This window comes from Enterocloster sp. 210928-DFI.2.20, from assembly GCF_020554465.1.
Taxonomy (GTDB): domain Bacteria; phylum Bacillota; class Clostridia; order Lachnospirales; family Lachnospiraceae; genus Enterocloster; species Enterocloster bolteae.
Genome location: NZ_JAJCHK010000003.1, coordinates 1 through 26,222, shown reverse-complemented (window position 1 = coordinate 26,222; position 26,222 = coordinate 1). Strand labels below are relative to the sequence as shown.

Here is a 26,222-nt window from a genome sequence, read left to right as displayed (position 1 = left end):
ACAACAGCAAGGTATTGTTTATCGCAGAAAGGAGAAAAGAATGGAGAGAAAAAGCAGACAACAGGAAATCAGTGAGGCATTAATGGCAGCAGATATGGCTTCCATGAGCCTGCAAAAGGCGGAGGAACTGCTGCAGAAGGCAAGCAGTTGGGGAATCTGGGATATGCTGGGCGGCGGATTTTTCAGCACCATGTTTAAGCATAACCGGATGGATGAGGCCCAGGCAGCCATGAATGAGGCAAGGGGACATCTGCGCAGATTAAAGAGAGAATTGCTGGATGTAAACCTGACCGGGGATTTAAAGATGGATGTGGGAAGTTTTCTGACCTTTGCCGATTACTTTTTTGACGGTGTCATAGCTGACTGGATGGTGCAGTCTAAAATAGGGGATGCTCTGAACCAGGTCAGGGAAGCCAGACGCCAGGTGAGCGGTATCAGGAAACGTCTCCAGGAGATGAGGCAGACACTGGAAACAGAACAGGAAGGTAGGTAAGGTATATGGGATGTCTTGGAAATGTATTATGGTTTATATTCGGCGGATGTATAAGCGGCTTATCCTGGCTCCTGACAGGCTGCCTGTGGTGCATAACGATCATAGGAATACCGGTGGGACTGCAGTGTTTTAAGTTTGCGGGCCTGAGTTTCTTTCCCTTTGGAAAGGAAGTGGTCTACGGCGGGGGAGCGGCGTCCCTGCTTCTGAATATTATCTGGCTGTTGGTTTCCGGTTTGCCCCTGGCCATTGAGTCAGCCATCATCGGAGTACTGCTTTGTATTACCATCGTGGGCATACCCTTTGGGCTGCAGCAGTTCAAGCTGGCGAAACTGGCCCTGATGCCCTTCGGAAGCCAGATTGTCTGAGGTGTGGTATGAAAACAGACCGGGGTAATGAGGCACAGTGCAGTTATTTTATGATAATAGAGGACAGAACGCCGCGGTTTTGATATACTAATACACAAGAGATAACAGGGAAGCAGACGCAGCTGTCAATACCCGCTTTGCAGGGCGTACTGGGAGTCTGCGTCTGTTATGCTTCCGCTGCAATCAGTATAATCACAGCAAATGAAAGTGAAGGGATGGATATGTCATCAGGAAAGATTACCATGGATGATATTGCCAATATGGCAGGGGTTACCAAGAGTACGGTGTCCAGATATTTTAACGGAGGCAGTGTAAGAGAGTCCACCAGGGAACGGATACAGGAAATCATAAGGGAGTATAATTATGAACCCAATACATTTGCCAGGTTAAAGGCCAAGGAAAGCAATGTGATTGGAGTGGTCCTTCCCACCCTGAATTCAAAGGTGTCCAGCCGTGTGGTGACCAGCATCGGACGCTACCTGAGGGAACAGGGGTATGAAACGCTGATTAAGGATTCGGACCACAGTGTGGACCTGGAGCTTAAGAATATTCAGAGACTGATTACGCTGAAGGTGGACGGCATCATACTGAGCGCCATTACCATAACAGAGGCGCACCGTAAGCTGATACAGGGAAGCCCTGTGCCTGTGGTGGTGTTGGCACAGGACTATGACGGGGGAATTTCCATTGTCCACGATGATTACGGGGCAGGAAAGGCCATGGGAGTCCGTGTGGCAAAGGCCCGTCCGGCCCGGGTTGGGTATATGGGAGTGTCTGCCCTGGATGTGGCCGTGGGTATCAACCGCAAGCAGGGCGTGATGGACGGCCTGAAAGAATGGGGCATCAAGGATGTGGTCACGGCCGCCGGGGATTACAGCTATGCCAGCGGAATCCGTATGGCTGAGGAAATGATGGACCAGGGTCCGGTAGATGCAATCATATGTGCCACGGACCGCCTGGCTTTTGGAGCGTACCATGTTTTGGGGGAGAGAGGATTAAGGATTCCCGAGGATGTTTCTGTGGCAGGATTTGGCGGATATGATGAAAGCACTCTGTTAAAGCCGGACCTGACCACCCTGCGTTTTGATTCCTATGGTCTGGGTTATCTGGGGGCTGAAACCATACTTAAGATGATACATCGGGAACCGGTGCCAAAAAAGCAGATAGTGGATTACACAATGATAGAAGGTCACAGCGTCAAAGAACAAAGTGATTTTTAAACATGCAGGGAGAAATAGAAGAAGATATGTGAAAAGTGCACAAATTCATAGATGATTTTTTTATGCTCAAAAATGGAACCGGTGCCAATAAAACATTGACATTAAGGGCTAAATGCCCTATTATATAGTTATGGAACCGATACCAAAAAGCAAAGGGAAATCATAGTAAGAAGAGGGGAAGGAATATGATGGATTATGCAAAGACGGCAAGTCTGGTCATCAAGTACGTAGGTGGAAAAAACAATATTAAGTCAGTTACCCATTGTGCCACCAGACTTCGTTTTCAGCTCAGGGATAACGGGCTGCGAAACGAGGAGGCAATCAGTGACCTGGAAGGGGTAAAGGGAGTGTTTCTCACACAATCCCAGTTCCAGATCATATTTGGTTCCGGTATTGTGAATATGGTCTGCGATGAAGTACAGAAGCAGCTGGGAACATTGGAGGAAAAGCCGGAGGAAAAAGAAGAGGGGAAGGGAAATTTGGTCCAGCGTTTCATCAAGATGCTCAGTGACATTTTCGTGCCCATCATTCCCGCTATTGTGGCAGGCGGTCTTCTTATGGGACTTAACAACCTTCTGACGTCCCCGCTTGTAAACGGGCAGTCAATGATTGAGCTGTACCCCATGTGGCAGGGACTGGCTTCGGCCATCAACACCTTTGCAAACGCACCCTTTACCTTTCTGCCGGTACTAATTGGATTCAGCGCAACCAGAAAGTTTGGAGGAAATGCGTTTTTAGGGGCGGCCATGGGCATGATTATGGTCCATCCGGATTTACTGAACGCATACCAGATTGGTCTGGCACAGCCTCCTGTATGGGACATCTTTGGTTTTCAGATAGCTGCCATCGGATATCAGGGAACTGTTCTTCCTGTTCTGGCTGTCTCCTGGATTCTGGCCAATATCGAGAAACGGCTTCACAAGGTTACGCCGTCCTGGCTGGATAATCTGACAACCCCACTTTTATCCATCCTGGTAACTTCTTTCCTGACCTTTATCTGCGTGGGACCTGCGCTGAGGGAAGCCGGCAATCTGCTGGCCTCAGGCATCACATGGCTCTATAATACTCTGGGACCTGTGGGCGGAGCACTCTTTGGATTTGCATATGCTCCTATTACCATGACCGGCATGCACCACAGCTTTATTGCCATTGAGACACAGCTGCTGGCCGACAGCGCCCATACAGGCGGAAGCTTCATTTTCTCAACAGCCAGCATGAACAATGTGGCCCAGGGCGCCGCGGTCCTGGCAGTGCTTCTTATGACAAAGAATGACAAGATGAAGTCCATCTGCTCTGCATCCGGTATTTCTGCCTTGTTAGGCATTACGGAACCAGCCATGTTTGGTGTGACATTGAAACTGAAGTATCCATTCTATGCAGCCATGGCCGGATCGGCGGCAGGAAGCGCTTATCTGGCAGCCACCAAGACACTGGCTCAGGCATTGGGCGCGGCAGGACTTCCGGGCTTTATCTCCATGAAGCCTGACCACTATATGAATTTTGCCATTGGAATCATTTTGTCCATGGGCGTTTCCTTTGCCCTTACCATGGTGTTCTGGAAAAAGTTTGCTCTTGGCAGGGAGGACGGCCCGGAGAAAAAGGATGCAGGCAGGGCTGAGGGAACGGAAACAGCCTCGGACGTGGAAATATCCCGAAAAATCGAAATGCCACAGGTAATAGAGCAGTCCCGGGAAATCATCACTGAACTTTATGTCCCCATGAAAGGGCAGGTCCTGGATGTGGGACAGTCCGCAGATGAGGTTTTTGCATCCAAGGCCCTGGGGGACGGCGTGGCCATCAATCCGGCTGAGGGCATGGTATGTGCGCCGTGCGACGGCACCATAAGCCTGCTGTTTCCGACAAAGCATGCGGTGGGAATTACATCTGAGACAGGCGTGGAAGTGCTCATTCATATCGGAATCAATACAGTACAGCTGGATGGGCAGGGATTTGAGGCCTTTGTGGCACAGGGGGATAAGGTAAAGAAGGGCCATAAGCTTATTGCCGCTGACCTGGATTTGATTCGGGAAAAGGGAATGAATCCGCAGACTATGATGATTCTGCCTGAGGGCGGAAATCTGGATGTGACCGTATATCCTGGCGGACAGGCGGACAGCGGGGACCTGGCGGTGAAAGCGGTTAAGACAGTTAAGACGGCATAAACATGCTGCGCAGGTAGGGAGAAAGCCGCCTGAAGAAAGCAGTGGTGAGAAGAATGCCGCCTGAAGAAAGCAGTGGTGAGGAGGAAGCAGCTTGAAGAAATATGAGAAGGTCCTCAGGGAGGACTATGAAGCATGGTACCGGGACAACCAGGATTACAGGGAAAGGGTCAGGGCGGATGAAAGCCGCCTGGCCTACCACCTGATGCCGGAAACCGGCTGGCTGAACGACCCCAATGGGCTCTGCCAGTTTCAGGGACTGTACCATATTTATTATCAGTATACACCCTTTGAGCCCACAGGGGAGATTAAGCTCTGGGGTCACTATACCACACGGGATTTCATTCACTATAAACAGGAGGAGCCGGCGCTTTTTCCGGACCAGGACCTGGATGCCCATGGCGTATATTCCGGTTCTGCTTATGTGGAGGATAAGACCATCCATTATTTTTACACAGGCAATGTAAAGCTGTTTGACAGGGATGATTACGATTATATTATGAGCGGCCGGGTGAGCAATACCATTCATGTTACAAGCAGGGACGGATATCATTTTTCTGCCAAGGAACTGGTCATGAACCACAAGGATTATCCGGCTGACATGAGCTGTCACATAAGGGACCCCAAGGTCTTTAAAAAAGGGGAGTATTACTATATGGTACTGGGGGCCAGGGATGCCCTGAGCAAGGGAATGGTCCTTGTGTACCGGTCAATGGATTTAACAAATTGGGAGTATTTTAATAGAATTACGACGGAACAAACATTTGGCTATATGTGGGAATGCCCTGATTTGTTCTGTCTGGACGGCCAGCTCTGCCTGGTCTGCTGCCCCCAGGGGGTGAAGCCCATGGGAACAGAGTATCAGAATGTGCATCAGTGCACGGTCTTTTGTCTGGACTATGATTTTAGGGAAAATACCATCAGGCTGAATTCGCAGTTTCCCGGAATGGTGGACCGGGGCTTTGATTTTTATGCGCCTCAGACCTTTCTGGACGAGCAGGGGCGGCACATTCTCATAGGCTGGATGGGAATACCGGACGCAGAATATACCAATCCGACGGTAAAAGCCGGATGGCAGCATGCCCTTACCATGCCGCGCCTCCTTCATATGAGGGAAGGACGTCTTTTACAGCAGCCTCTGGAGGAAATGAAGGAGCTTCGCCGGGACAGAAGAGATTATGATTTTTGGGAGCTTGGGAAGGGTGTGGAAACAGGACTTGTGTTCGAGGCGTGTTTATCCATGGAGTCCTGCAGTGATATGTGCCTGACCATCAGGGATGATGTCACATTGTCCTATCAAAATGGCCTGCTGACCCTGGACATGGGAAACAGCGGAAGCGGCAGGACAAGACGCAGTGTTTTACTGGAACAGCTTACGGACCTGCGCATATTTTCAGACACCACTTCGCTGGAAATATTTGCAAATGATGGACTGGAGGTCTTTACCACAAGGGTGTACGGTGACCGTCCTGGTATGCGGATAAAAGGGAAGTGCTGCGGAACTGTAAGTGTCTATGAACTCAGCGGTTTTATATATGAATAAGAAAGAGTTTGTTAAATGAATTTTTAAGTCTGCCCGGGGTGCCTGCGGGCAGGCTTTTTTTGATAAGGACTTCTTTGGGCGGAAGGAGTAATTTACGAATAAAAAAATGAGGCATGTAATATAAAAATATGGTATTCTGTAGATACACAGAACGAACAGATTCATGGCTTTTAAAGGTACAAAGGCGTTAAGCTCATAAATGAGCCGAAAGTACAAACAGGTTAAAAGGAGCTGCAATATGAGAAAAAAGAAATACATTTTATATTTTGCCGCAGCCGCGGCTGCGGCAGGCCTTGGCCTTGGCGCGTGCTCGCCCGGCACAGGTGCGCAGAAGGAGACGGCGTCATCTGTGTCAGCAGGCCAGCAGACCGCGGTGAGCGGGGTCACAGAGTCCGGAACAGAGTCTGAAACAGGGGATGAGAACGGGCATGAAACAAGGCATGAGACAGAGCTTGAAACAGAGGAAGGGACTGCATCGGAGCATACCACGGAGCATATCCCGGAGCATATCCCGGAGCAGGAAGCGGCAAAAGCCCCTGTTCTGCGTCTGAAGCTGCCGGATGACGTAACGGTATGCAGCAGCCCTGTTATAATTCAGGAGGATGAGCATACCGTACAGATTCAGTTTCATGATGAAAACACACAGTCTGATGCCATGGCCTGGGCTTCCCTGGAGGCAGGAGGCGGCCCCTCGGAATACTACGTCCTTGACGAGGAGGGGACTCTGCAGCAGGAGGTTTGGGCAGGAGAGAAACTGGTGAAAATGACAATCCAAAAAACAGTGGAAAATTCCGATATCCACGGTATACTGGTTTCCTGGGAGCATGAGGGTGTGTTCTATGAACTTTGGGAGGATGATGCCAGGGACAGTATGGATGCTGTGATAGAAATGGCTTCAGCCATTGCTGTTCGCAGCGCAGCGGTCCAAGGCAATTAGGCCTGGAGCAAATCATCTCCAAAAACCGGGTAAGGAGGAAGGAAAGCATGTGTCCCTTCTAAAGAAACTGGTCACTTTCAGAACGTTGGTAGGATATGATGTCATTGATGTCGCAGTCCAGAATGCGGCAGAGGTCATTGAGCGTTGTGGTGCTTAACGGCTTGTTTTTCCGGAGTCTGTCTATGGTGGAGCTTGACAGGTTATGATTATAGATTAAGGTATAGGTGGATTCATCAGAATTCTTGAGCGTGTTCCAAAAAGGTTCATATGTAATCACGGTGTATCCTCTTTTCTTACGTGTATATTATATAGATAGAAAAATAAGGTAATTTCAGTTTACCTAAAAAAATGGCTCATATCCCGGATATGCAGAATTTGCCTACAAAAAAGGTGAAAAATTCCATTTTAGCCGTAAGGGGAGAGGGGATGGACATATGTCAGGCGGACAAAATCCATTGCCCATTGCCCTTCATTTTCCTTAGAATCTATCTAAAGAACGCTGGAATCAGGTTGTTTTCCCCTTATGGAAAAAAATTCTAATTCAGTAAAATCCATTGAAATATAGGGCTTTTAAGGAAAATGTAAGACAGTGTAAGAGGAAAAGGACTTGCTTTTTTCATAAAAGTTTGTATAATGGGATAACGGAGTGAAATTAAGCATGTAATTTTCAGTTATCAGGCTTATGAATCCAGGAGGCAGAGTAGAATGAAAGTCAGGAAGGTACTGGGCGGCTTTGCGTGGGCCATGCTTGCGGCGATGCTGATTTTGGTAAATGCAATGGCGGCTAACGGGGATGATTTGTTTGACCAGACAGAGAATTCCAATGTATCAGCGGTGATTCAGTATCAGCGGTGATTCAGTGACGATGCAGTATTTTTTGAGGTTCAGCAGTTATGAGGAGAGACCGGCGCAGATGCTGGTCTTTTTTGATGCGGTAAAACCAGGTCTCATTGTTTTTGACAAATCACGGGGGTGCTACAGCAAGTTTTGCAATGTATTGAACAAAAAGGGATATGGATTATTCACCCTCAGGGTGGTAATATTAAATCATGAAATCAACAAACACAGGAGGGAATGGTTATGCATTTATTAGACAGTGAACTGAGGAATAAGGAAGAGTGGGAAGCAGCAGAAATAGAACTTCCAAAATTTGACAGAGAAGCGATGAAGGCAGCTACCAGAGAGTGTCCGCAGTGGGTGCATTTCGGTGCAGGCAATATCTTCCGCGCATTTCCTGCAGCGTGTCAGCAGAAGCTGCTGAACGATGGTGTTGAAAAGACCGGAATCATCGTGGCAGAAGGTTATGACTATGAAATCATCAAAAAGGCATACAGGCCTCAGGATGACTTAAGCCTCCTGGTCACACTGAAAGCCAATGGAACCATTGAGAAAACTGTGATTGGAAGCCTTGCCCAGTCCCTGACCGTGGATCGCCAGGATGCGGAGGACTGGAACTGTTTAAAGGATATTTTTGCCAGTAAAACCCTGCAGATGGTCAGCTTCACCATCACAGAAAAGGGCTACAGCATCACTTCGGCAGACGGGTCCTTCTGCCCGGACGTAAAGGCTGATTTTGAGGCTGGTCCGGAACAGGCAGACAGTTATATCGGTAAGCTCTCCGCCCTGTGTTACTGGAGATATACCCATGGCGCAGCTCCGTTGGCCCTGGTCAGCATGGATAACTGTTCCCACAACGGCGATAAGCTGTATGCGGCTGTGGACGCTTATGCAAAGGCATGGACAGAGAACGGAAAGGCTGACAGCGGATTCCTGGAGTATATTGAGAATCCGGCGCATGTTTCCTTCCCGTGGAGCATGATTGACAAAATCACCCCACGTCCGGATGACAGCGTCAAGAAGATGCTGGAGGAGGCAGGCTTTACAGATACAGAGAGCATTGTCACCAGCAAGAACACATATGTGGCTCCTTTTGTCAATGCAGAGGAAGCGGAATACCTGGTGATTGAGGATGCGTTCCCCAACGGACGCCCCATGCTGGAGCATGCAGGCGTCATGTTTACTACCAGGGATACCGTAGAAAAGGTGGAGCGCATGAAGGTGTGCACCTGCCTGAATCCCCTTCACACCACCCTGGCTGTATATGGCTGTCTCCTGGGCTACACCAAGATCAGCGAGGAGATGAAGGACGCAGACCTGGTGAAGCTGGTGGAAATCATCGGTTACAAAGAAGGTCTTCCTGTGGTTACGGATCCCGGCATTCTTTCTCCTAAGAAGTTTATTGACGAGGTATTGCAGATCCGCGTGCCCAATCCTTTTATGCCTGATACGCCACAGAGAATTGCCTGCGACACATCCCAGAAGCTGTCCATCCGTTTCGGTGAGACCATTAAGGAATACATGGCAAGGCCTGAGCTGGATGTGAAGTCCCTTAAATTCATACCCATGGTTCAGGCAGGATGGTGCCGTTACCTGCTGGGGGTAGATGATGAGGGCAATACCTTTGCCGTAAGCCCGGACCCCATGTATGAGGGACTGGCTGAGAAGCTGCAGGGCGTAAAGGTAGGAGAGCCGTGCAATGTACACGAAGTGCTTCAGCCTGTTTTAAGCGATGCCAAGATATTCGGAGTGGACCTGTATGAGGCAGGGCTGGGCGAATATGTGGAGAGCATTTTCTCTGAGCTGATTGCAGGCAAGGGTGCTGTAAGGGCTGCCCTTCAGAAACATCTGGCAGAGGCTTAGACACATTTAAATCAAGAAAATACGAGAGAATATAAGAATCTATAAGAAACACGGTCCGGCCCCTGGCCGGCCCGGCACACGCCCGGACAAAGGCATACAGCCCCTGTCCGGGCGCTTTTTGATGTTGGGGAGATGTGAGTATTTACAAAAAGTGGGAGAAATTAATGAATTTGTAACAAAAAAGTCATATTTTATATACAAAACAGGGAGAATATGGTATTATAGTGGGAACGAACGGATGTTTAGGTCTGATTCACTGAACTTACAGGCATTTGCCTTTTTGATATAGATTAAGAATGGAAATGGGAATTTCCAGGAATCATAAGATAATTGGGAAAGACAGAGGTTACGTATGAAAAGGTGGATAGCAGCAGGCATATTAATCCTTGCAATGACAGGATGTTCCCGGTATGAACCGGCAAAGGAGATGACCAGAGCCCAGGAGGAGTCTGTGCAGTCTGAGGCATCAGGGGCCCAGAACGGGCAGGAGACCCAGGAGGCAGAGGCGGCTGATTCCCAGGTCATTACCATTTCCACATATCCGCCCAGAAACCCGGTAAAGGTAAAGGGCATCTATGTATCCGCCTATGTGGCCGGTACCGGTGATATGATGGATAAGATCATTGAGGAGATCGACAGGACGGAGCTCAATGCAGTGGTCATTGATGTGAAGGATGACCAGGGAAGGATCACCTATGCCATGGATTCCCCTACGGTAAATGAGATAGGGGCCTGCCAGGTTTTTATCCAGGACATGCCTGCGCTTATGGCAAAGCTTAAGGAGCATGGAATCTATACCATAGCCAGGGTGGTGGCGTTCAGGGATCCCTATCTTGCAGAACAGAAGCCGGAGTGGAGCCTGCATGTGGCTGACGGCAAGATTTACCGGGATAATAAAGGCCTTGCATGGGTAAATCCTTATAAGAAGGAAGTCTGGGATTATCTGATTGAGGTGGGGAAAAAGGCAGGCGAAGCGGGATTTGACGAGATTCAGTTCGACTATATCCGGTTTGCCGTGGACAAGACCATGAATGATGTTGTTTTTGACGACGCGGATACCCAGGGACGCAATAAGACCCAGGCTATTACGGAATTCATAGGCTATGCCCATGATGAGCTGGCAAAGGAAGGACTCTTTGTGTCGGCCGATGTATTCGGCACCATTATGCGCAGCGAGGAGGATGCGGCTGCCGTGGGCCAGGAATATGAGGACATGGCGGAGCAGCTGGATTATATATGCCCCATGATTTATCCATCCCACTACGGGCCGGGAAATTTTGGAATAGAGTATCCGGATACCCAGCCGTATGATACAATATTAAATGCATTGAATGGTTCCAGGGAGCTTCTGGCCGCATCCGCAAAGGAGGATGCGCCGCAGGCCGTGGTAAGGCCGTGGCTTCAGGACTTTACTGCGTCCTATCTGGAACATTATATTAAATATGGCGATGAACAGGTGAGGCAGCAGATACAGGCTGTCTACGATGCAGGCTATGACCAGTGGATTCTCTGGGATGCAGGGGTCAGTTATCACTACGGCGGGCTGCTTACTCCGGAGGAAGCAGAGGAAGAGGACCAGCGTATATCCCAGTCCAGGGCGGCGCTGGAGACAGAGAGGGACGCTGCAGAGAAGGTTCCGGCAGAGACAGCCCCGCCAGAGAACGCTCCGGCAGAGACTGTCCCGCCAGAGAACGTTCCTCCAGAGACTGTCCCGCCGGCAGGCGCAGCCCGGTAAAACGGCATGCCGGAAAACGAAAAAGCATCTGAATATAGGGCCATATGAAAAGGATGGTGACAGGTATTGTTTGATTTAGAGGAAGAACTGAAGAAACTCCCGGCCAGTCCGGGAGTTTATCTTATGCACAATGACAGGGATGAGATTATATATGTGGGCAAGGCCATCAGCCTTAAGAACCGGGTCAGGCAGTATTTCCAGAGCAGCAGGAATAAGACGGCCAAAATTGAACAGATGGTGTCCCATATTGCATGGTTTGAATATATCCTGACAGATTCCGAGCTGGAAGCCCTGGTGCTGGAGTGCAACCTGATTAAGGAGCACAGGCCGCGGTACAACACCATGTTAAAGGATGACAAAAGCTATCCTTATATCAAGGCAACCATGGGGGAGGATTTTCCCCGCCTTCTGTTTGCCAGGGACATGAAGAAGGACGGCAGAAGCCGTTACTTTGGTCCTTATACCAGCGCCGGGGCTGTAAAGGACACCCTGGATTTGATACACAAATTGTACCGGATCAGGACCTGCAACCGGAATCTGCCAAAGGATACGGGAAAGGAGCGGCCGTGTCTCAATTACCACATCAAGCAGTGTGACGCCCCGTGCCAGGGTTATATTTCCAGGGAGGAATACCAGTCCAACTTTAACCAGGCCCTGGACTTTTTGAACGGCAGATTCGACCCTCTCATAAAGAACCTCCAGGAAAAAATGCAGATTGCTTCGGACAATCTGGAGTTTGAGCGGGCTATTGAGTACCGGGAGCTGCTAAACAGCGTGAAGCAGGTGGCGCAGAAGCAGAAGATTACCAGCAGCGGCATGGAGGACCGGGACATCGTGGCCATGGCCAGGGATGAGAGAGACGCGGTGGTACAGGTGTTCTTCATCCGGGAGGGCAAGCTGATTGGCAGGGACCATTTTCATATATCGGCTGCCACGGCGGAAAATGAGGGCGAGATTCTGGACAGCTTTGTAAAGCAGTTCTATGCAGGCACACCATTTATTCCAAGGGAACTGTGGCTCCAGCATCCTTTGGGGGATGAGGAGGTCATCAGCCAGTGGCTGTCCGCCAAACGGGGACAGAAGGTAAGGCTGGTGGTTCCGAAAAAGGGAGAGAAGGAACGCCTGGTGGAGCTGGCAGCCAGGAATGCAGCCCTGGTGCTGTCCCAGGATAAGGAGCGGATTAAGAAAGAGGAGCTTCGCACCATCGGGGCCATCAACCAGATTGGAGAGCTTATTGGAATCGGGGGCATCCGGCGCATGGAGGCATACGATATCTCCAATACAAGCGGTGTGGAGTCCGTGGGTTCTATGGTGGTTTACGAGGACGGCAGGCCAAAGCGCAGCGATTACAGAAAATTCCGCATCAAGACAGTCCAGGGTCCCAATGACTATGCGTCTATGGAAGAGGTGCTGACGCGCAGGTTTTCCCACGGTATGAGGGAGACAGAGGAGCTGAAGGAAAAGGGCGCTGATTTAAGCATGGGAAGTTTTACCAGGTTTCCGGACCTGATCATGATGGACGGCGGCAGAGGACAGGTAAACATTGCCCTGGAGGTCCTTGATAAGCTGAGGCTTTCCATACCGGTCTGTGGTATGGTGAAGGATGATAACCACAGAACCAGGGGACTCTACTATAATAATGTGGAGATTCCCATTGACCGTCACTCCGAAGGGTTCAGGCTTATCACCAGGATTCAGGATGAAGCCCACCGTTTTGCCATTGAATACCACAGGAGCCTCAGGGGAAAGGGGCAGGTAAAATCCATACTGGACGACATTCCAGGGATTGGGCCGGCCAGGAGAAAGGCCCTTATGCGCCATTTTAAGGATATAGAGGCGGTGAGAAGCGCTTCCGTGGAAGAACTGGAACAGACGCCGCAAATGAACCGCAGGTCGGCCGAATCCGTATACCGCTTTTTCCATGGGGATAAGGAAAGTGACAGGACCGGTGGCCAGGCCGTTTTACAGACCAATGAAAAGCCCGGCACCAGCGCAGGCACGGATGACGGGGCAAAAACGAACTCCCAAATTATGGAAACACAATGATAAAAATACATGACAACCGAACTAAATTATGATAGTATGATAGAAGTTAAACGAGAAGCGAAACCAGGTCAAGGGGGTATTATCATGCATGGAGTAACCATATCGGAATTAATCAAGAAGATGAAGCTTAAAAACACCACGCCGGAGATTGACACGGACAAGATTGTGCTGACGCATCCGGATGTGAACCGTCCGGCACTGCAGCTCACGGGATTCTTTGATCATTTTGACAGGGAGCGGGTTCAAATCATCGGATACGTGGAGCAGGCATATATTAATACCATGGACCAGGAGCAGAAGCGCCGGATGTACGATAAGCTCACATCCAGCCAGATTCCATGTCTGGTGTTCAGCCGCGACCAGGAGCCGGATGAGGACCTTTTGGAATTCTGTAATTACTATGGCGTTCCCTGCCTTGTGTCTGATAAGACCACCTCTGCCCTGATGGCAGAAATCATCCGCTGGCTCAACGTAAAGCTGGCTCCCTGTATCAGTATCCACGGCGTGCTGATTGATGTATTCGGTGAAGGTGTGCTGATTATGGGAGAAAGCGGCATCGGCAAGAGCGAGGCTGCCCTGGAACTGATTAAGAGGGGACACCGTCTGGTGACGGATGACGTGGTGGAGATACGCAGGGTCAGCGATGATACCCTGATAGGAAGCGCCCCTGACATCACCAAGCATTTTATCGAACTGCGGGGCATCGGCATCATTGATGTAAAGACCCTGTTCGGTGTGGAGAGCGTTAAGGATACCCAGTCCATTGACATGGTTATCAAGCTGGAGGACTGGAGCAAGGATAAGGAATACGACAGGCTGGGCCTGGAAGACCAGTACACCGAGTTTTTAGGCAACCAGGTGGTCTGCCATACCATTCCCATCCGTCCGGGACGCAACCTGGCTATCATCGTGGAGTCCGCGGCCGTCAACTACCGCCAGAAGAAGATGGGCTACAATGCAGCCCAGGAGCTGTACAACCGGGTACAGGCCAATTTGGGAAAGGGCCAGGAAAATTAGTCGTAAGCGAGGAATGTATTTTGAATCTGGAACATATGTTGAAAGAGGTGCTTGTATCAGAAGGCGCAGTGTGCCGATTCATGGAACCCATGAGCAGCCACACCACCTTCCGCATCGGGGGGCCGGCTGAAGCCTATGTATGCCCCGGCAATGAAGATGAGCTGGGAAAGGTCATCTGCATGTGCAGGGAACATGACATTCCCTGGAACGTACTGGGGAATGGCAGCAATCTCCTGGTCAGCGACAGGGGAATCAAGGGCGTGGTCATTGCCATGGAAGGAAACTGGTGTTATGCCGGGGCAGAGGGAAGCGTTATACGTGCGGGGGCAGGTGAACTGCTGGGCCGTGTGGCCCGTGTGGCCCTGGACCACTGCCTGACCGGTATGGAATTTGCCGCAGGCATACCCGGCAGCGTAGGCGGTGCCCTGGTGATGAACGCGGGGGCCTATGGCTCTGAGATAAAGAATATCCTCAAATCAGCCAGGGTCATGACAAATGAAGGAGAGGTGCTGGAGCTTTCCGTGGATGAGCTGGAGCTGGGATACCGCACCAGCTGTATCCCACACAGGGGCTATACGGTGCTGGAGGCATCCTTTCAGCTGGAACCGGGGGACCAGGAAGCCATTGAGGCCCGGATGAAGGAACTGGCAGCCAGACGGAGGGAGAAACAGCCTCTGGAATATCCCAGCGCAGGCAGTACCTTCAAACGTCCCCAGGGATACTTTGCGGGCAAGCTCATTGAGGATGCCGGCCTCAGGGGATACGGCATGGGCGGTGCCAGGGTATCGGAGAAGCACTGCGGTTTTGTGATCAACGGCGGAAACGCTACTGCGTCCGATGTAATGGCCCTGTGCGGCCATATCAGAAAGACGGTGATGGAACAATCCGGTGTGGAGCTTGAGATGGAAGTGAAGCGCTGGGGGGAATTCTGATTTGGAATGCTAATTTTACGTAACTGAGGTGGATGGATGAAGCTTGTAATTGTAACCGGAATGTCCGGGGCAGGCAAGACAATTGCACTGAAAATGCTGGAGGATTTGGGCTTTTACTGTGTGGATAACCTGCCCATATCCCTGGTGGATAAATTTGCCCAGCTGGCAGCGGCCGGCAGCGACATCAGCCAGGCCGCCCTGGGCATAGACATCCGCAGCGGTGAGGAACTGAGCCAGCTGGATGCTGTTTTAAGGGGATGGAAGGAACTGGGGATGGATTACCAGATTCTGTTCCTGGATGCCAATGACGGGGTTCTGATTAAGCGGTATAAGGAAACACGCCGCAGCCATCCCCTGGCCGGGACAGGCAGGCTGGACAAGGGAATTGAAAAGGAGAGGGTCAAGCTGGCTTTTCTCAAAAAGGACGCGGACTTCATCATTGACACCAGCAAGCTCCTTACCAGAGAGCTGCGGCAGGAGCTGGAAAAGATATTCCTCAAACACCAGGAGTACTGCAACATGTTTGTCACGGTTCTTTCCTTTGGCTTTAAGTACGGCATTCCGGAGGATGCGGACCTGGTGTTCGACGTGCGTTTTCTGCCCAATCCCTACTATTCGGAGGACCTGCGCCTGCTGACAGGGGAGGACCAGTCTGTCCGGGATTATGTGATGCAGGGAGGCACCTGCGCCCAGTTTCTGGACAAGCTCTATGACATGATGGATTTCCTCCTGCCTAATTATATCAATGAAGGAAAGAACCAGCTGGTGGTGGCAGTTGGCTGTACCGGAGGCAAGCACCGCTCCGTGACGGTTGCCAGGGCCCTTTGCGCCCACCTGACTGCCAGGGCCGAATACGGCATTAAAATAGAACACAGGGACATCGACAAAGACAATAAAAGGAAGTAGCGGACATGTCATTTTCTTCCAGCGTAAAAGACGAGCTGTCCAGGCAGATGCCTGGGGCGCGCCACTGCCAGATAGCAGAGACAGCAGCAATCCTGAGCCTGTGCGGAAGGGTAAAGATATCAGCCTCAGACCATTTTTGGATTGAAATCCATACGGAAAATGTGGCAGTTGCAAGAAAGTACTTTACATTATTGAAAAAAACATTTAATATAAGAACTGATGTCTCGATTCGCAGTGGAATAAATCCCGGACGGAGCAGGACATACATCGTAGCAGTCAGGGAACATGAGGAAGCCCTCAAGGTCCTGCAGGCAGTGAAGCTCATCAATTCCCAGGGGGAAATTGGTGAAAATCTTTCCCTGATCCGGAATGTGGTGCTTCAGAATGCCTGCTGCAGACGGGCTTTCATACGTGGCGCCTTCCTGGCGGCCGGTTCCATCAGCGCCCCGGAGAAGTTCTACCACTTTGAAATCGTGTGTCCCACCGAGCCAAAGGCGGAGCAGCTTAAGAACATCATTGCCACCTTTGATATCGAGGCCAAAATAGTGCCCAGGAAGAAGTACTATGTGGTCTATATCAAGGAGGGCAGCCAGATTGTGGACATCCTTAATGTGATGGAGGCCCCGGTATCCCTTATGGAGCTGGAGAATATCCGCATTGTCAAGGAGATGAGGGGCAGCGTAAACCGCCAGGTCAACTGCGAGACTGCCAATATCAATAAGACTGTGTCAGCTGCGGTGAAACAGATAGAAGACATCCGTTTCATTCAGTCTGTTGCCGGTCTTTCGGGTCTGCCTGAGAGTCTTCAGGAGATGGCCCGCATACGGCTGGAACGGCCGGAGGCGACCTTGAAGGAATTGGGGGAGGCCCTGGAACCGCCTGTGGGTAAATCAGGCGTGAACCACCGTTTGAGGAAATTAAGCCTTGTGGCTGAAGAGCTGCGGCAGCAGTTTCCAGACCGTAATACATCAAGTTTGCAATAGTTTTATCAAGTACGAATCAGTACGGGCACCTGAATGGCAGTCGGGATGCGGCCAGATTGGAACATGACCATTGGAACGTATCAGGGGCTGTGAACCATTCAAAGGAATGAGGAGGATTATTATGGTAAAGAAATTGATTACAGTTGAATTGGCATCAGGACTTGAGGCGAGACCGGCAGCTATGCTTGTGCAGGTAGCCAGTCAGTACGAAAGCGCGATTTACCTGGAAGCAGAGGCAAAGCGTGTGAATGCCAAGAGCATCATGGGAATGATGACTCTCTGTCTGACCGCAGGTGAATCCATTTTGGTGGAAGCCGACGGAAAAGATGAGGAGGCAGCTGTAACTGAAATTGAGAAGTATCTGAAAAACCAGTAACTACCAGTCCGTTTGTTTGGAGAGATAGATAATGGGAATCAGGCAGGACTTGCCTGGTTCTCTTTTCTTTTATCTGTATTTATGATAAACTGTTACTCGAATGATACCGCAAGGATAAGGAGAGAATAGGGAATGGCATTTACCCATTTGCATGTCCATACGGAATACAGCCTTTTGGACGGCTCCTGTAAAATCAGGGAGCTGACAGCCAGGGCAAAGGAGCTTGGCATGGACAGCATGGCTGTCACGGACCATGGCGTGATGTATGGAGTCATTGATTTTTATAAAGCTGCCAGGGAGGCCGGCATCAAGCCCATACTGGGATGCGAGGTCTATGTGGCTCCGGGCTCCCGCTTTGACAGGGAGACGGTAAGCGGTGAGGACCGTTATTACCACCTGGTGCTGCTGGCAGAGAACAACAAAGGTTATGAAAACCTGATGAAAATTGTGTCCAAGGGGTTTGTGGACGGATTTTACTATAAACCCAGGGTGGACTATGAGGTGCTGCGAACCTACCATGAGGGAGTCATTGCCCTCAGCGCCTGTCTGGCAGGGGAGGTGCAGCGCTGCCTGACCAGGGGAATGTATGAGGAGGCAGTCAGGGCATCTGAAAAGTATGTGGATATTTTCGGAAAGGACAACTTCTTCCTGGAGCTCCAGGACCACGGCCTGCCGGACCAAAAGCTGGTAAACCAGGGCCTTATGCGCATGAGCAGGGACACGGGCCTTAAGCTGGTGGCCACCAACGATATCCACTATACCTTTGCCGAGGATGAGAAGGCCCATGATATCCTTCTGTGCATCCAGACCGGCAAGAAGGTGGCGGATGAGGACAGGATGCGCTACGAGGGAGGACAGTACTACTGTAAGTCCGAGGAAGAAATGCGGGCTCTGTTCCCCTATGCGCCTGAGGCCATTGAAAACACCCATATGATAGCGGAGCGCTGCAATGTGGAGATTGAGTTCGGGGTTACCAAGCTTCCTAAGTATGAGGTGCCTGAGGGTTTTGACTCCTGGAGCTACTTAAACCATCTGTGCCGGGAGGGCTTTAAGACCCGCTATCCGGACGATGACGGCACATTGAGCAGCCGGCTGGACTATGAGCTGGATGTTATCCGCTCCATGGGATACGTGGATTATTTCCTGATCGTGTGGGATTTTATCAACTATGCCCGATCCCAGGATATCATCGTGGGGCCTGGGCGGGGGTCTGCTGCCGGGAGCATTGTGAGCTACACACTGGGAATCACCAATATAGACCCGGTGCGCTATAATCTTCTCTTTGAGCGTTTCCTGAACCCGGAGCGCGTGTCCATGCCCGATATTGATATTGACTTTTGTTACGAGCGGCGCCAGGAGGTAATTGACTACGTGGTGCGCAAGTACGGCAAGGACCAGGTGGTGCAGATTGTCACCTTTGGTACCCTGGCTGCCAAGGGTGTTGTCCGGGATGTGGGGCGTGTGCTGGATTTGCCCTACTCCCTGTGCGACACCATTGCCAAGATGATTCCAGGGGATCTGGGGATGACGCTGGATAAGGCCCTGACCATGAATCCGGATCTTAAAAAGGCCTACAATGAAGATGAGCAGGTCCATTATCTCATCGACATGTCCAGGCGTCTGGAGGGACTGCCCAGGCATACCTCCATGCATGCAGCCGGGGTAGTGATTGGCAGCCGGTCCATAGACGAGTTTGTCCCTCTGTCCAGGGCCTCTGACGGCACCATCACCACCCAGTTTACCATGACAACCATCGAGGAGCTGGGACTTCTCAAAATGGACTTTCTGGGGCTGCGGACCCTGACGGTGATCCAGAACGCGGTACGGCTGGCTGAGAAGGATTACGGCATAACCATTGACATTGACCACATTGATTTTGACGATAAGAAGGTGCTTGAATCCATCGGAACAGGCAGGACCGAGGGCGTGTTCCAGCTGGAAAGCGCGGGGATGAAGAGCTTCATGAAGGAGCTTAAGGCGGAGAACCTGGAGGATATCATAGCAGGCATCTCCCTGTACCGTCCGGGCCCCATGGATTTTATACCCAAATATCTGAAGGGCAAGAACGACAGGGCTTCCATCACCTATGACTGCCCCCAGCTGGAGCCCATATTAAGCCCCACCTATGGATGTATCGTGTACCAGGAGCAGGTTATGCAGATTGTGCGTGATTTGGCCGGATACACCATGGGACGCAGCGATCTGGTGCGCCGCGCCATGAGTAAGAAAAAGACGTCGGTCATGGAAAAGGAGCGCCAGAACTTTGTCTACGGCAGCCAGTCGGAAGGGGTTAAGGGCTGTGTGAACAATGGGATTGACGAGAAGACCGCAAACCACATCTACGATGAGATGATTGATTTTGCTAAATATGCCTTCAACAAGTCCCACGCAGCGGCTTACGCGGTGGTGTCCTACCAGACAGCATATCTGAAATACTATTATCCCAGGGAGTTTATGGCCGCCCTCATGACATCGGTCATGGACAATGTAAGTAAATTTTCCGAGTATGTGCTGACCTGCCGCCGCATGATGGGTATTCCCGTGCTGCCGCCGGATATCAACGAGGGCGAGAGCGGCTTCTCCGTGTCAGGGGACGCTATCCGTTACGGCCTGTCCGCCATCAAGAGCGTGGGCAAACCCGTGACAGAGGTAATCCTGGCGGAGAGGGAGAGAAACGGTCCCTTCCGTTCCATGGAGGATTTTGTGGGACGCATGAGCATGAAGGAAGTAAACAAGCGAACCCTGGAAAATTTCATCAAGTCAGGCGCTCTGGATACCCTGCCCGGAACCAGGCGCCAGAAGATGGCGGTGGCGCCCACCATGCTGGAGGAAAAGGCCAGGGAGAAAAAATCCATGTTTGAGGGGCAGTTAAGCCTTTTCGACATTGCGGGTGAGGAAGACAGAAACGAATTCCAGATTACATTTCCGGATGTGGGGGAATACTCAAAGGATGAGCTTCTTGCCTTTGAGAAGGAAATACTGGGAGTCTATATCAGCGGCCATCCCCTGGACGACTATGAGGAGACGTGGAGAAGGAACATAACAGCCACCTCAGCCCAGTTTATCGTGGATGAGGAGACGGATGCGGCAGGGGTGGCGGACGGATCCAGGGCTGTCATCGGCGGACTGGTGGCAGGCAAGACCGTAAAGACCACCAGGACCAACCAGCTTATGGCTTTCATAACCCTGGAGGACCTTCTGGGACCGGTGGAGGTCATCGTGTTCCCAAGGGATTACGAGGCCAACCGGGACCTTTTTACCGAGGACTCCAAGCTGTTCATCAGGGGAAGGGTGTCCATCGGAGACGATCCGGTGGGAAAGCTGGTGTGCGAGCAGGTGATTCCCTTTGACAGTATACCCAAGGAGCTGTGGCTCCAGTTCCCGGATATGGAGACGTATCAGTCCGGGGAGCAGCGTCTGCTCACCTCTCTGCGGTCCAGCGAGGGAAAGGACCGGGTGGTCATTTATCTCCAGAAGGAGAGGGCCAAGAAAGTCCTTCCGGCCAACTGGAATGTACAGGTTACACCCGGGCTTTTGGAAGAGCTGGGGAGGGGACTTGGTGAAAAAAATGTCAAAGTCGTAGAAAAAGGTCTTGAAAAGCTGGGGAAAATGAATTAGAATAGCGTTGGATATAGATGAGAGAATGAATGATTGAGAGCGATGTCAGCACAGAAAAAATGTATGTGCTTAATACAAGGAGGTAAATTGCTATGGCAAAGGCAGTGAAAACCATTGGAGTACTTACCAGCGGAGGCGACGCGCCGGGAATGAACGCGGCCATCCGCGCGGTTGTAAGGACTGCTATCAATAAGGGCCTTAAGGTAAAGGGCATCATGCGCGGATACGCAGGCCTGCTGGAGGAGGAAATCGTGGACATGGAGTCCACCAGTGTGTCTGACATCATCAACCGGGGCGGCACCATCCTTTACACGGCAAGATGCAAGGAGTTTACCACAGCGGAAGGCCAGCAGAAGGGCGCTGATATCTGCCGCAAGCATGGCATTGACGGAATGGTGGTCATCGGAGGAGACGGTTCCTTCAGAGGCGCGGGAAAGCTGTCCTCCCTGGGGATCAACACAATCGGCCTTCCGGGAACCATTGACCTGGATATTGCCTGTACCGATTATACCATTGGTTTTGACACGGCTGTCAACACGGCCATGGAAGCAATTGATAAGATTCGTGATACATCCACATCCCATGAGCGGTGCAGTATTGTGGAGGTTATGGGGCGCAACGCCGGATACATCGCACTGTGGTGCGGCATTGGAAACGGTGCGGAGGATATTCTTCTTCCGGAGCGCTATGACGGCAACGAGCAGGCCCTGATTAACCGGATTATCGACAACCGCAGGCGGGGCAAGAAACACAACATCATTATCAATGCAGAGGGAATCGGCCATTCCGGTTCCATGGCAAAGCGCATTGAGGCTGCCACGGGCATCGAGACAAGGGCCACCATCCTGGGCCACATGCAGCGCGGCGGAACGCCTACCTGTAAGGACAGGGTATATGCCTCCATCATGGGAGCCAAGGCAGCAGAGCTTCTGGCCGCAGGCAAGAGCAACCGTCTGGTAGCCTATAAGCACGGTGAGTTTGTGGATTTCGATATCCAGGAAGCCCTGAATATGACAAAGGACATCCCAGAAGAGCAGTATGAGATTGCCAAGATGCTGATTCGCTAGTCCGGTACGTGAGAACATAAACGACGATAGAATGGAAAGTCCGCCGCCTGTCACAGGCAGCGGACTTTTGTGGAGAGATGAGATGAAGGATACAACAGTGCTTTGCGGAGCCAATTCCTATGAACAGAAATATTATTTTAACCAGGATTTCAAATCCCTGCCCCAGTCCATAAGAGACGAACTCCAGATCATGTGTGTGATGTATACAGAGGATGTGGGCGGCGTGCTTACCATGGAATTTGACGAGAAGGGAAACCTGGAATTCAGGGTGACCTCGGAGGAAACGGATTATCTCTTTGACGAGATAGGAAGCGTCCTTAAAATCAAGCAGTACCAGGAAGAGAAAAAAGAAATGCTGGAAGCGCTGGAACTGTATTACAGGACATTTTTCCTGGGCGAGGACATAGATATAGAGGATGACGGGGAAGATTAAATGAAACTTAGGATTGGAAACACAGTTCTTGAGAATAATGTAATACTGGCGCCCATGGCGGGCGTCACGGATCTGCCCTTTCGGGTGCTGTGCCGGGAACAGGGAGCTGGCTGCGTGGTGACGGAGATGGTCAGCGCAAAGGCGGTTCTGTACAACAACAAAAACACCAGGGAACTGCTGCAGATAGACCCGGCCGAGCGCCCCGCAGCCGTGCAGCTCTTTGGCTCGGAGCCGGACATTATGGCGGAGATTGCGGCCAGGCTGGAGGAAGGACCCTATGATTACATTGATGTGAACATGGGATGCCCTGTGCCGAAAATCGTCAACAACGGCGAGGGGTCCGCGCTGATGAAGAATCCTGAACGGGCAAAGGAAGTGCTGACCGCCATGGTGAAAGCGGTGAAAAAGCCCGTGACTGTGAAATTCCGCAAGGGGTTCAACGACCTCTCTGTCAATGCCGTGGAATTTGCTAAGATGGCGGAAAGCTGCGGCGTTGCAGCGGTGGCTGTCCATGGGCGCACCAGGGAGCAGTATTATTCAGGAAAGGCGGACTGGGACATCATCCGTCAGGTGAAGGAGGCGGTACGGATCCCTGTCATTGGAAACGGGGATATCTTTACGCCGGAGGACGCCGGCAGGATGCTTAAGGAGACAGGATGCGACGGCATTATGGTGGCCAGGGGAGCCAAGGGGAATCCGTGGCTGTTCGGCCGGATTAACCACTATCTGGATACAGGGGAGGTTCTTCCGGGACCTTCCATGGCTGAGATAAAGGCCATGATTCTGCGGCACGGCCGGATGCTGGTACAGTTCAAGGGAGAAGGGGTTGCCATGCGGGAAATGAGGGGCCATATGGCCTGGTATACAAAAGGAATGCCCCACTCAGCCACACTGAGGAATGAAATCAACCAGGTGGAGACATTGGAGGGGTTCGTGGAGCTTCTGGACAGGAAAATCCAATCTTGACAATGGACACATTTTCCTATATAATACTCAGAATGTGTGGACATTAAGAATGATACTCAAGTGAAATCAACATAAAGTAAGAATTAAAGGAAGGAAGCGGGTAAGATGGCAGATAAGAAACACATTTTGACATATGCCGGACTCAAACAGTACGAGGATGAACTGCAGAATCTGAAAGTTGTCAAAAGAAAAGAAGTTGCGCAGAAGATTAAGGAAGCAAGAGAGCAGGGCGATTTGTCCGAGAATGCAGAGTATGATGCAGCCAAGGATGAGCAGAGGGACATTGAGCTGCGTATCGAGGAACTGGAGAAGCTTCTTAAGAACGCCGAGGTCGTGGTAGAGGATGAAATCGACCTGGATAAAATTAATATCGGATGTAAGGTAAAGCTTCTGGATGTGGAGTATGACGAGGAGATGGAGTTCTATATCGTTGGTTCCACCGAGGCCAACAGCCTGCAGAATAAGATAAGCAACGAATCACCGGTAGGCCGCGCCCTGATAGGCAAGGTAGTGGGTGAATGCGTAGACGTGGAGACCCAGGCAGGGGATATCCAGTATAAGGTGCTGGAAATCCAGAGGGTTTCATAAATCTGACACAAAGGAGTTAAGGACGTGGGAGAACAGCAGAAGGTTAATCAGGCAGATACAGATTTAAATCATGTGCTGAAGGCGCGCAGGGATAAGCTGGCGGAGCTTCAGACAGCTGGAAAGGACCCTTTCCAGATTACAAAATATGATGTGACTGCCCACAGCATGGATATCAAGGATAGCTATGAGCAGTGGGAGGGGAAGGAAGCAGCCATTGCTGGCCGTATGATGTTCAAACGTGTCATGGGCAAGGCTTCTTTCTGTAATGTACAGGATTTAAAAGGCAGCATCCAGGTTTATGTGGCAAGGGACAGCGTGGGTGAGGAGTCTTATAAGGATTTCAAGAAAATGGACATCGGCGATATCGTGGGTGTGAAGGGAACTGCCTTTACCACCAAGACAGGCGAGATATCCATTCATGCCACAGAGGTGACCCTTCTTTCCAAGAGCCTTCAGGTGCTTCCTGAGAAGTTCCACGGCCTGACAGATACGGATATGCGTTACCGCCAGCGCTACGTGGACCTGATCATGAACGCAGAGGTGAAGGATACCTTCATCAAGCGTTCCAGGATACTGGCTGCCATCCGCAAATATCTGGGCGGAGAGGGCTTTATGGAAGTGGAGACCCCTATGCTGGTTTCCAATGCAGGCGGCGCTGCCGCAAGGCCTTTCGAGACCCATTTCAATGCCCTGGATGAGGATTTAAAGCTTCGTATATCCCTGGAGCTTTATCTGAAGAGGCTTATTGTAGGCGGACTTGAGAGGGTTTATGAGATTGGGCGTGTATTCCGCAACGAGGGTCTGGATACCAGGCACAACCCGGAGTTCACCCTGATGGAGCTGTATCAGGCTTATACGGATTACAACGGGATGATGGACCTGACCGAGAAGCTGTACCGTTTTGTGGCTCAGGAGGTGCTTGGTACCACCACCATTACTTATAAAGGCGTGGAGATGGATTTGGGCAAGCCTTTTGCCCGCATCACCATGGTGGATGCGGTAAAGAAGTATGCCGGAGTTGATTTTGACCAGATTCATACCCTGGAGGAGGCAAGAGCTGTTGCCAAGGAAAAGGGAGTGGAGTTTGAGGGGCGCCATAAGAAGGGCGATATCCTGAATCTGTTCTTTGAGGAGTTTGCAGAGGAGCACCTGGTTCAGCCTACCTTTGTTCTGGACCATCCGGTGGAGATTTCACCTCTGACCAAGAAAAAGCCAGGCAATCCCGACTATGTGGAGCGTTTTGAGTTCTTTATGAACGGCTGGGAGATGGCCAACGCCTACTCGGAGATCAATGATCCCATTGACCAGAGGGAGCGGTTTAGGGCACAGGAAGAGCTTCTGGCCCAGGGCGATGAGGAGGCCAACCACACGGACGAGGACTTCTTAAACGCGCTGGAGGTGGGCATGCCTCCGACGGGAGGAATCGGATTCGGTATTGACCGTATGGTCATGCTGCTGACGGATTCACCGGCCATCAGGGATGTGCTGCTGTTCCCCACCATGAAATCACTGGGCGGTTCGGATGGAGCGAAAAAGGTGGAAAAAGCAGCTTCGTCAGAAGTGAAAACAGAAGCAAAACCGGCAGAAAAAATTGATTTTTCCAACGTAAAAATTGAGCCTCTGTTTGAGGAAATGGTAGATTTTGAAACCTTTGCAAAGTCTGATTACCGTGCCGTAAAGATAAAAGACTGTGCCGCGGTGCCCAAGAGTAAGAAACTTTTACAATTTACCTTAGATGATGGTTCAGGCACAGACCGCACGATTTTAAGCGGAATTCATGAGTATTATGAGCCGGAAGACCTGATTGGAAAGACAGCGATTGCGATTGTGAATCTGCCGCCCAGAAAGATGATGGGCATTGATTCCTGCGGAATGCTGATCTCTGCGGTTCATGAGGAAGACGGACATGAGGGACTTCATCTCCTGATTGTAGATGACCGTATTCCGGCGGGTGCAAAGCTGTATTAAAGTCCATATTAAGTGTTCGGGTAATGGCCGGGGCGGGATTTGCGAAAATCCTGCCCCGGCTTATTGCGTTACAAAACGCACTTTTTATTAGGCTCTTTGTCAATAGTTGGGGTGGGATTTGTTAAAATCCCGCCCCAATTCTATGAAAAGGGCCCTTTTTATGTTTAGTT

Annotated in this window: 22 protein-coding genes; 21 read left to right on the top strand and 1 reads right to left on the bottom strand. The window is 51.0% G+C overall.

Annotated elements, in window-relative coordinates:
* Positions 1–40 precede the first annotated feature (40 nt).
* From LI015_RS04595 to LI015_RS04570, 6 genes are all read left to right on the top strand, one after another.
* Positions 41–493: a hypothetical protein gene (locus tag LI015_RS04595; protein WP_002564635.1), complete on the top strand. Its 453-nt coding sequence runs from the start codon at positions 41–43 to the stop codon at positions 491–493.
* A gap of 5 nt (positions 494–498) precedes the next feature.
* On the top strand, positions 499–858 hold the full coding sequence (locus LI015_RS04590; protein WP_002564634.1) for a YccF domain-containing protein: 360 nt from the start codon (positions 499–501) through the stop codon (positions 856–858).
* Between the two features lie 221 nt (positions 859–1,079).
* Complete coding sequence (locus LI015_RS04585) at positions 1,080–2,078, top strand: LacI family DNA-binding transcriptional regulator (RefSeq protein ID WP_002564633.1); 999 nt, start codon at positions 1,080–1,082, stop codon at positions 2,076–2,078.
* A 185-nt stretch (positions 2,079–2,263) separates the two neighbouring features.
* Entirely contained in the window at positions 2,264–4,240 is a 1,977-nt protein-coding gene (locus tag LI015_RS04580) for a sucrose-specific PTS transporter subunit IIBC (RefSeq protein ID WP_227124237.1), read from the top strand.
* Between the two features lie 91 nt (positions 4,241–4,331).
* Entirely contained in the window at positions 4,332–5,780 is a 1,449-nt protein-coding gene (locus LI015_RS04575; RefSeq protein ID WP_227124236.1) for a glycoside hydrolase family 32 protein, read from the top strand.
* 238 nt (positions 5,781–6,018) lie between these two features.
* Positions 6,019–6,717 (top strand): hypothetical protein, encoded by a 699-nt coding sequence (locus LI015_RS04570; RefSeq protein WP_227124235.1) that lies wholly within the window; start codon positions 6,019–6,021, stop codon positions 6,715–6,717.
* Between the two features lie 58 nt (positions 6,718–6,775).
* Here LI015_RS04570 and LI015_RS04565 read toward each other — a convergent pair whose 3' ends face one another.
* Positions 6,776–6,994, bottom strand: a complete 219-nt coding sequence (locus LI015_RS04565) for a helix-turn-helix domain-containing protein (RefSeq protein WP_002564629.1) — start codon at positions 6,992–6,994, stop codon at positions 6,776–6,778.
* Positions 6,995–7,422: 428 nt separating this feature from the next.
* On the opposite strand from LI015_RS04565, the gene LI015_RS04560 reads away from it, so the two are divergent.
* The 15 genes from LI015_RS04560 to lysS all read left to right on the top strand — a co-directional run bounded on the left by LI015_RS04560 (position 7,423) and on the right by lysS (position 26,052).
* Complete coding sequence (locus tag LI015_RS04560; RefSeq protein ID WP_002564628.1) at positions 7,423–7,572, top strand: hypothetical protein; 150 nt, start codon at positions 7,423–7,425, stop codon at positions 7,570–7,572.
* A gap of 225 nt (positions 7,573–7,797) precedes the next feature.
* Positions 7,798–9,417: a mannitol dehydrogenase family protein gene (locus LI015_RS04555; protein WP_227124234.1), complete on the top strand. Its 1,620-nt coding sequence runs from the start codon at positions 7,798–7,800 to the stop codon at positions 9,415–9,417.
* A gap of 352 nt (positions 9,418–9,769) precedes the next feature.
* On the top strand, positions 9,770–11,152 hold the full coding sequence (locus tag LI015_RS04550) for a putative glycoside hydrolase (RefSeq protein WP_227124233.1): 1,383 nt from the start codon (positions 9,770–9,772) through the stop codon (positions 11,150–11,152).
* Positions 11,153–11,218: 66 nt separating this feature from the next.
* The gene (gene uvrC, locus LI015_RS04545) at positions 11,219–13,198 is read left to right on the top strand and encodes an excinuclease ABC subunit UvrC (RefSeq protein WP_227124232.1); all 1,980 of its coding nucleotides are present in this window, start codon (positions 11,219–11,221) and stop codon (positions 13,196–13,198) included.
* An 84-nt stretch (positions 13,199–13,282) separates the two neighbouring features.
* Positions 13,283–14,215 carry an HPr(Ser) kinase/phosphatase gene (hprK, locus tag LI015_RS04540; RefSeq protein ID WP_002564623.1) on the top strand — a complete coding sequence of 311 codons (933 nt, stop codon included), beginning with the start codon at positions 13,283–13,285 and terminating at the stop codon, positions 14,213–14,215.
* A gap of 20 nt (positions 14,216–14,235) precedes the next feature.
* Positions 14,236–15,147 carry a UDP-N-acetylmuramate dehydrogenase gene (murB, locus tag LI015_RS04535; RefSeq protein WP_002573377.1) on the top strand — a complete coding sequence of 304 codons (912 nt, stop codon included), beginning with the start codon at positions 14,236–14,238 and terminating at the stop codon, positions 15,145–15,147.
* Between the two features lie 36 nt (positions 15,148–15,183).
* Positions 15,184–16,053 carry an RNase adapter RapZ gene (gene rapZ / locus LI015_RS04530; protein WP_002573376.1) on the top strand — a complete coding sequence of 290 codons (870 nt, stop codon included), beginning with the start codon at positions 15,184–15,186 and terminating at the stop codon, positions 16,051–16,053.
* A 5-nt stretch (positions 16,054–16,058) separates the two neighbouring features.
* On the top strand, positions 16,059–17,036 hold the full coding sequence (whiA, locus tag LI015_RS04525) for a DNA-binding protein WhiA (RefSeq protein ID WP_002564620.1): 978 nt from the start codon (positions 16,059–16,061) through the stop codon (positions 17,034–17,036).
* Positions 17,037–17,157: 121 nt separating this feature from the next.
* Entirely contained in the window at positions 17,158–17,412 is a 255-nt protein-coding gene (locus tag LI015_RS04520) for an HPr family phosphocarrier protein (RefSeq protein ID WP_002564619.1), read from the top strand.
* Between the two features lie 132 nt (positions 17,413–17,544).
* Positions 17,545–21,030, top strand: a complete 3,486-nt coding sequence (locus LI015_RS04515) for a DNA polymerase III subunit alpha (protein ID WP_002573375.1) — start codon at positions 17,545–17,547, stop codon at positions 21,028–21,030.
* 92 nt (positions 21,031–21,122) lie between these two features.
* Positions 21,123–22,097, top strand: a complete 975-nt coding sequence (gene pfkA, locus LI015_RS04510) for a 6-phosphofructokinase (protein ID WP_002564617.1) — start codon at positions 21,123–21,125, stop codon at positions 22,095–22,097.
* Positions 22,098–22,179: 82 nt separating this feature from the next.
* On the top strand, positions 22,180–22,530 hold the full coding sequence (locus LI015_RS04505; protein ID WP_002564616.1) for a DUF6145 family protein: 351 nt from the start codon (positions 22,180–22,182) through the stop codon (positions 22,528–22,530).
* Positions 22,531–23,496: a tRNA dihydrouridine synthase DusB gene (gene dusB / locus LI015_RS04500; protein ID WP_002564615.1), complete on the top strand. Its 966-nt coding sequence runs from the start codon at positions 22,531–22,533 to the stop codon at positions 23,494–23,496.
* Between the two features lie 105 nt (positions 23,497–23,601).
* Positions 23,602–24,084, top strand: coding sequence for a transcription elongation factor GreA (gene greA / locus LI015_RS04495; RefSeq protein ID WP_002564614.1), 483 nt, complete (start codon positions 23,602–23,604; stop codon positions 24,082–24,084).
* A 24-nt stretch (positions 24,085–24,108) separates the two neighbouring features.
* Positions 24,109–26,052, top strand: coding sequence for a lysine--tRNA ligase (gene lysS, locus LI015_RS04490; protein WP_227124231.1), 1,944 nt, complete (start codon positions 24,109–24,111; stop codon positions 26,050–26,052).
* Positions 26,053–26,222: the final 170 nt, after the last annotated feature.

Excerpts from the sequence above, each read along its gene's own strand:
- LI015_RS04595 (WP_002564635.1), top strand. The coding sequence starts at position 41 with ATGGAGAGAAAAAGCAGACAACAGGAAATCAGTGAGGCATTAATGGCA.
- LI015_RS04590 (WP_002564634.1), top strand. The coding sequence starts at position 499 with ATGGGATGTCTTGGAAATGTATTATGGTTTATATTCGGCGGATGTATA.
- LI015_RS04585 (WP_002564633.1), top strand. The coding sequence starts at position 1,080 with ATGTCATCAGGAAAGATTACCATGGATGATATTGCCAATATGGCAGGG.
- LI015_RS04580 (WP_227124237.1), top strand. The coding sequence starts at position 2,264 with ATGATGGATTATGCAAAGACGGCAAGTCTGGTCATCAAGTACGTAGGT.
- LI015_RS04570 (WP_227124235.1), top strand. The coding sequence starts at position 6,019 with ATGAGAAAAAAGAAATACATTTTATATTTTGCCGCAGCCGCGGCTGCG.
- LI015_RS04560 (WP_002564628.1), top strand. The coding sequence starts at position 7,423 with ATGAAAGTCAGGAAGGTACTGGGCGGCTTTGCGTGGGCCATGCTTGCG.
- LI015_RS04555 (WP_227124234.1), top strand. The coding sequence starts at position 7,798 with ATGCATTTATTAGACAGTGAACTGAGGAATAAGGAAGAGTGGGAAGCA.
- LI015_RS04550 (WP_227124233.1), top strand. The coding sequence starts at position 9,770 with ATGAAAAGGTGGATAGCAGCAGGCATATTAATCCTTGCAATGACAGGA.
- hprK (WP_002564623.1), top strand. The coding sequence starts at position 13,283 with ATGCATGGAGTAACCATATCGGAATTAATCAAGAAGATGAAGCTTAAA.
- rapZ (WP_002573376.1), top strand. The coding sequence starts at position 15,184 with ATGAAGCTTGTAATTGTAACCGGAATGTCCGGGGCAGGCAAGACAATT.
- whiA (WP_002564620.1), top strand. The coding sequence starts at position 16,059 with ATGTCATTTTCTTCCAGCGTAAAAGACGAGCTGTCCAGGCAGATGCCT.
- LI015_RS04520 (WP_002564619.1), top strand. The coding sequence starts at position 17,158 with ATGGTAAAGAAATTGATTACAGTTGAATTGGCATCAGGACTTGAGGCG.
- LI015_RS04515 (WP_002573375.1), top strand. The coding sequence starts at position 17,545 with ATGGCATTTACCCATTTGCATGTCCATACGGAATACAGCCTTTTGGAC.
- pfkA (WP_002564617.1), top strand. The coding sequence starts at position 21,123 with ATGGCAAAGGCAGTGAAAACCATTGGAGTACTTACCAGCGGAGGCGAC.
- LI015_RS04505 (WP_002564616.1), top strand. The coding sequence starts at position 22,180 with ATGAAGGATACAACAGTGCTTTGCGGAGCCAATTCCTATGAACAGAAA.
- dusB (WP_002564615.1), top strand. The coding sequence starts at position 22,531 with ATGAAACTTAGGATTGGAAACACAGTTCTTGAGAATAATGTAATACTG.
- greA (WP_002564614.1), top strand. The coding sequence starts at position 23,602 with ATGGCAGATAAGAAACACATTTTGACATATGCCGGACTCAAACAGTAC.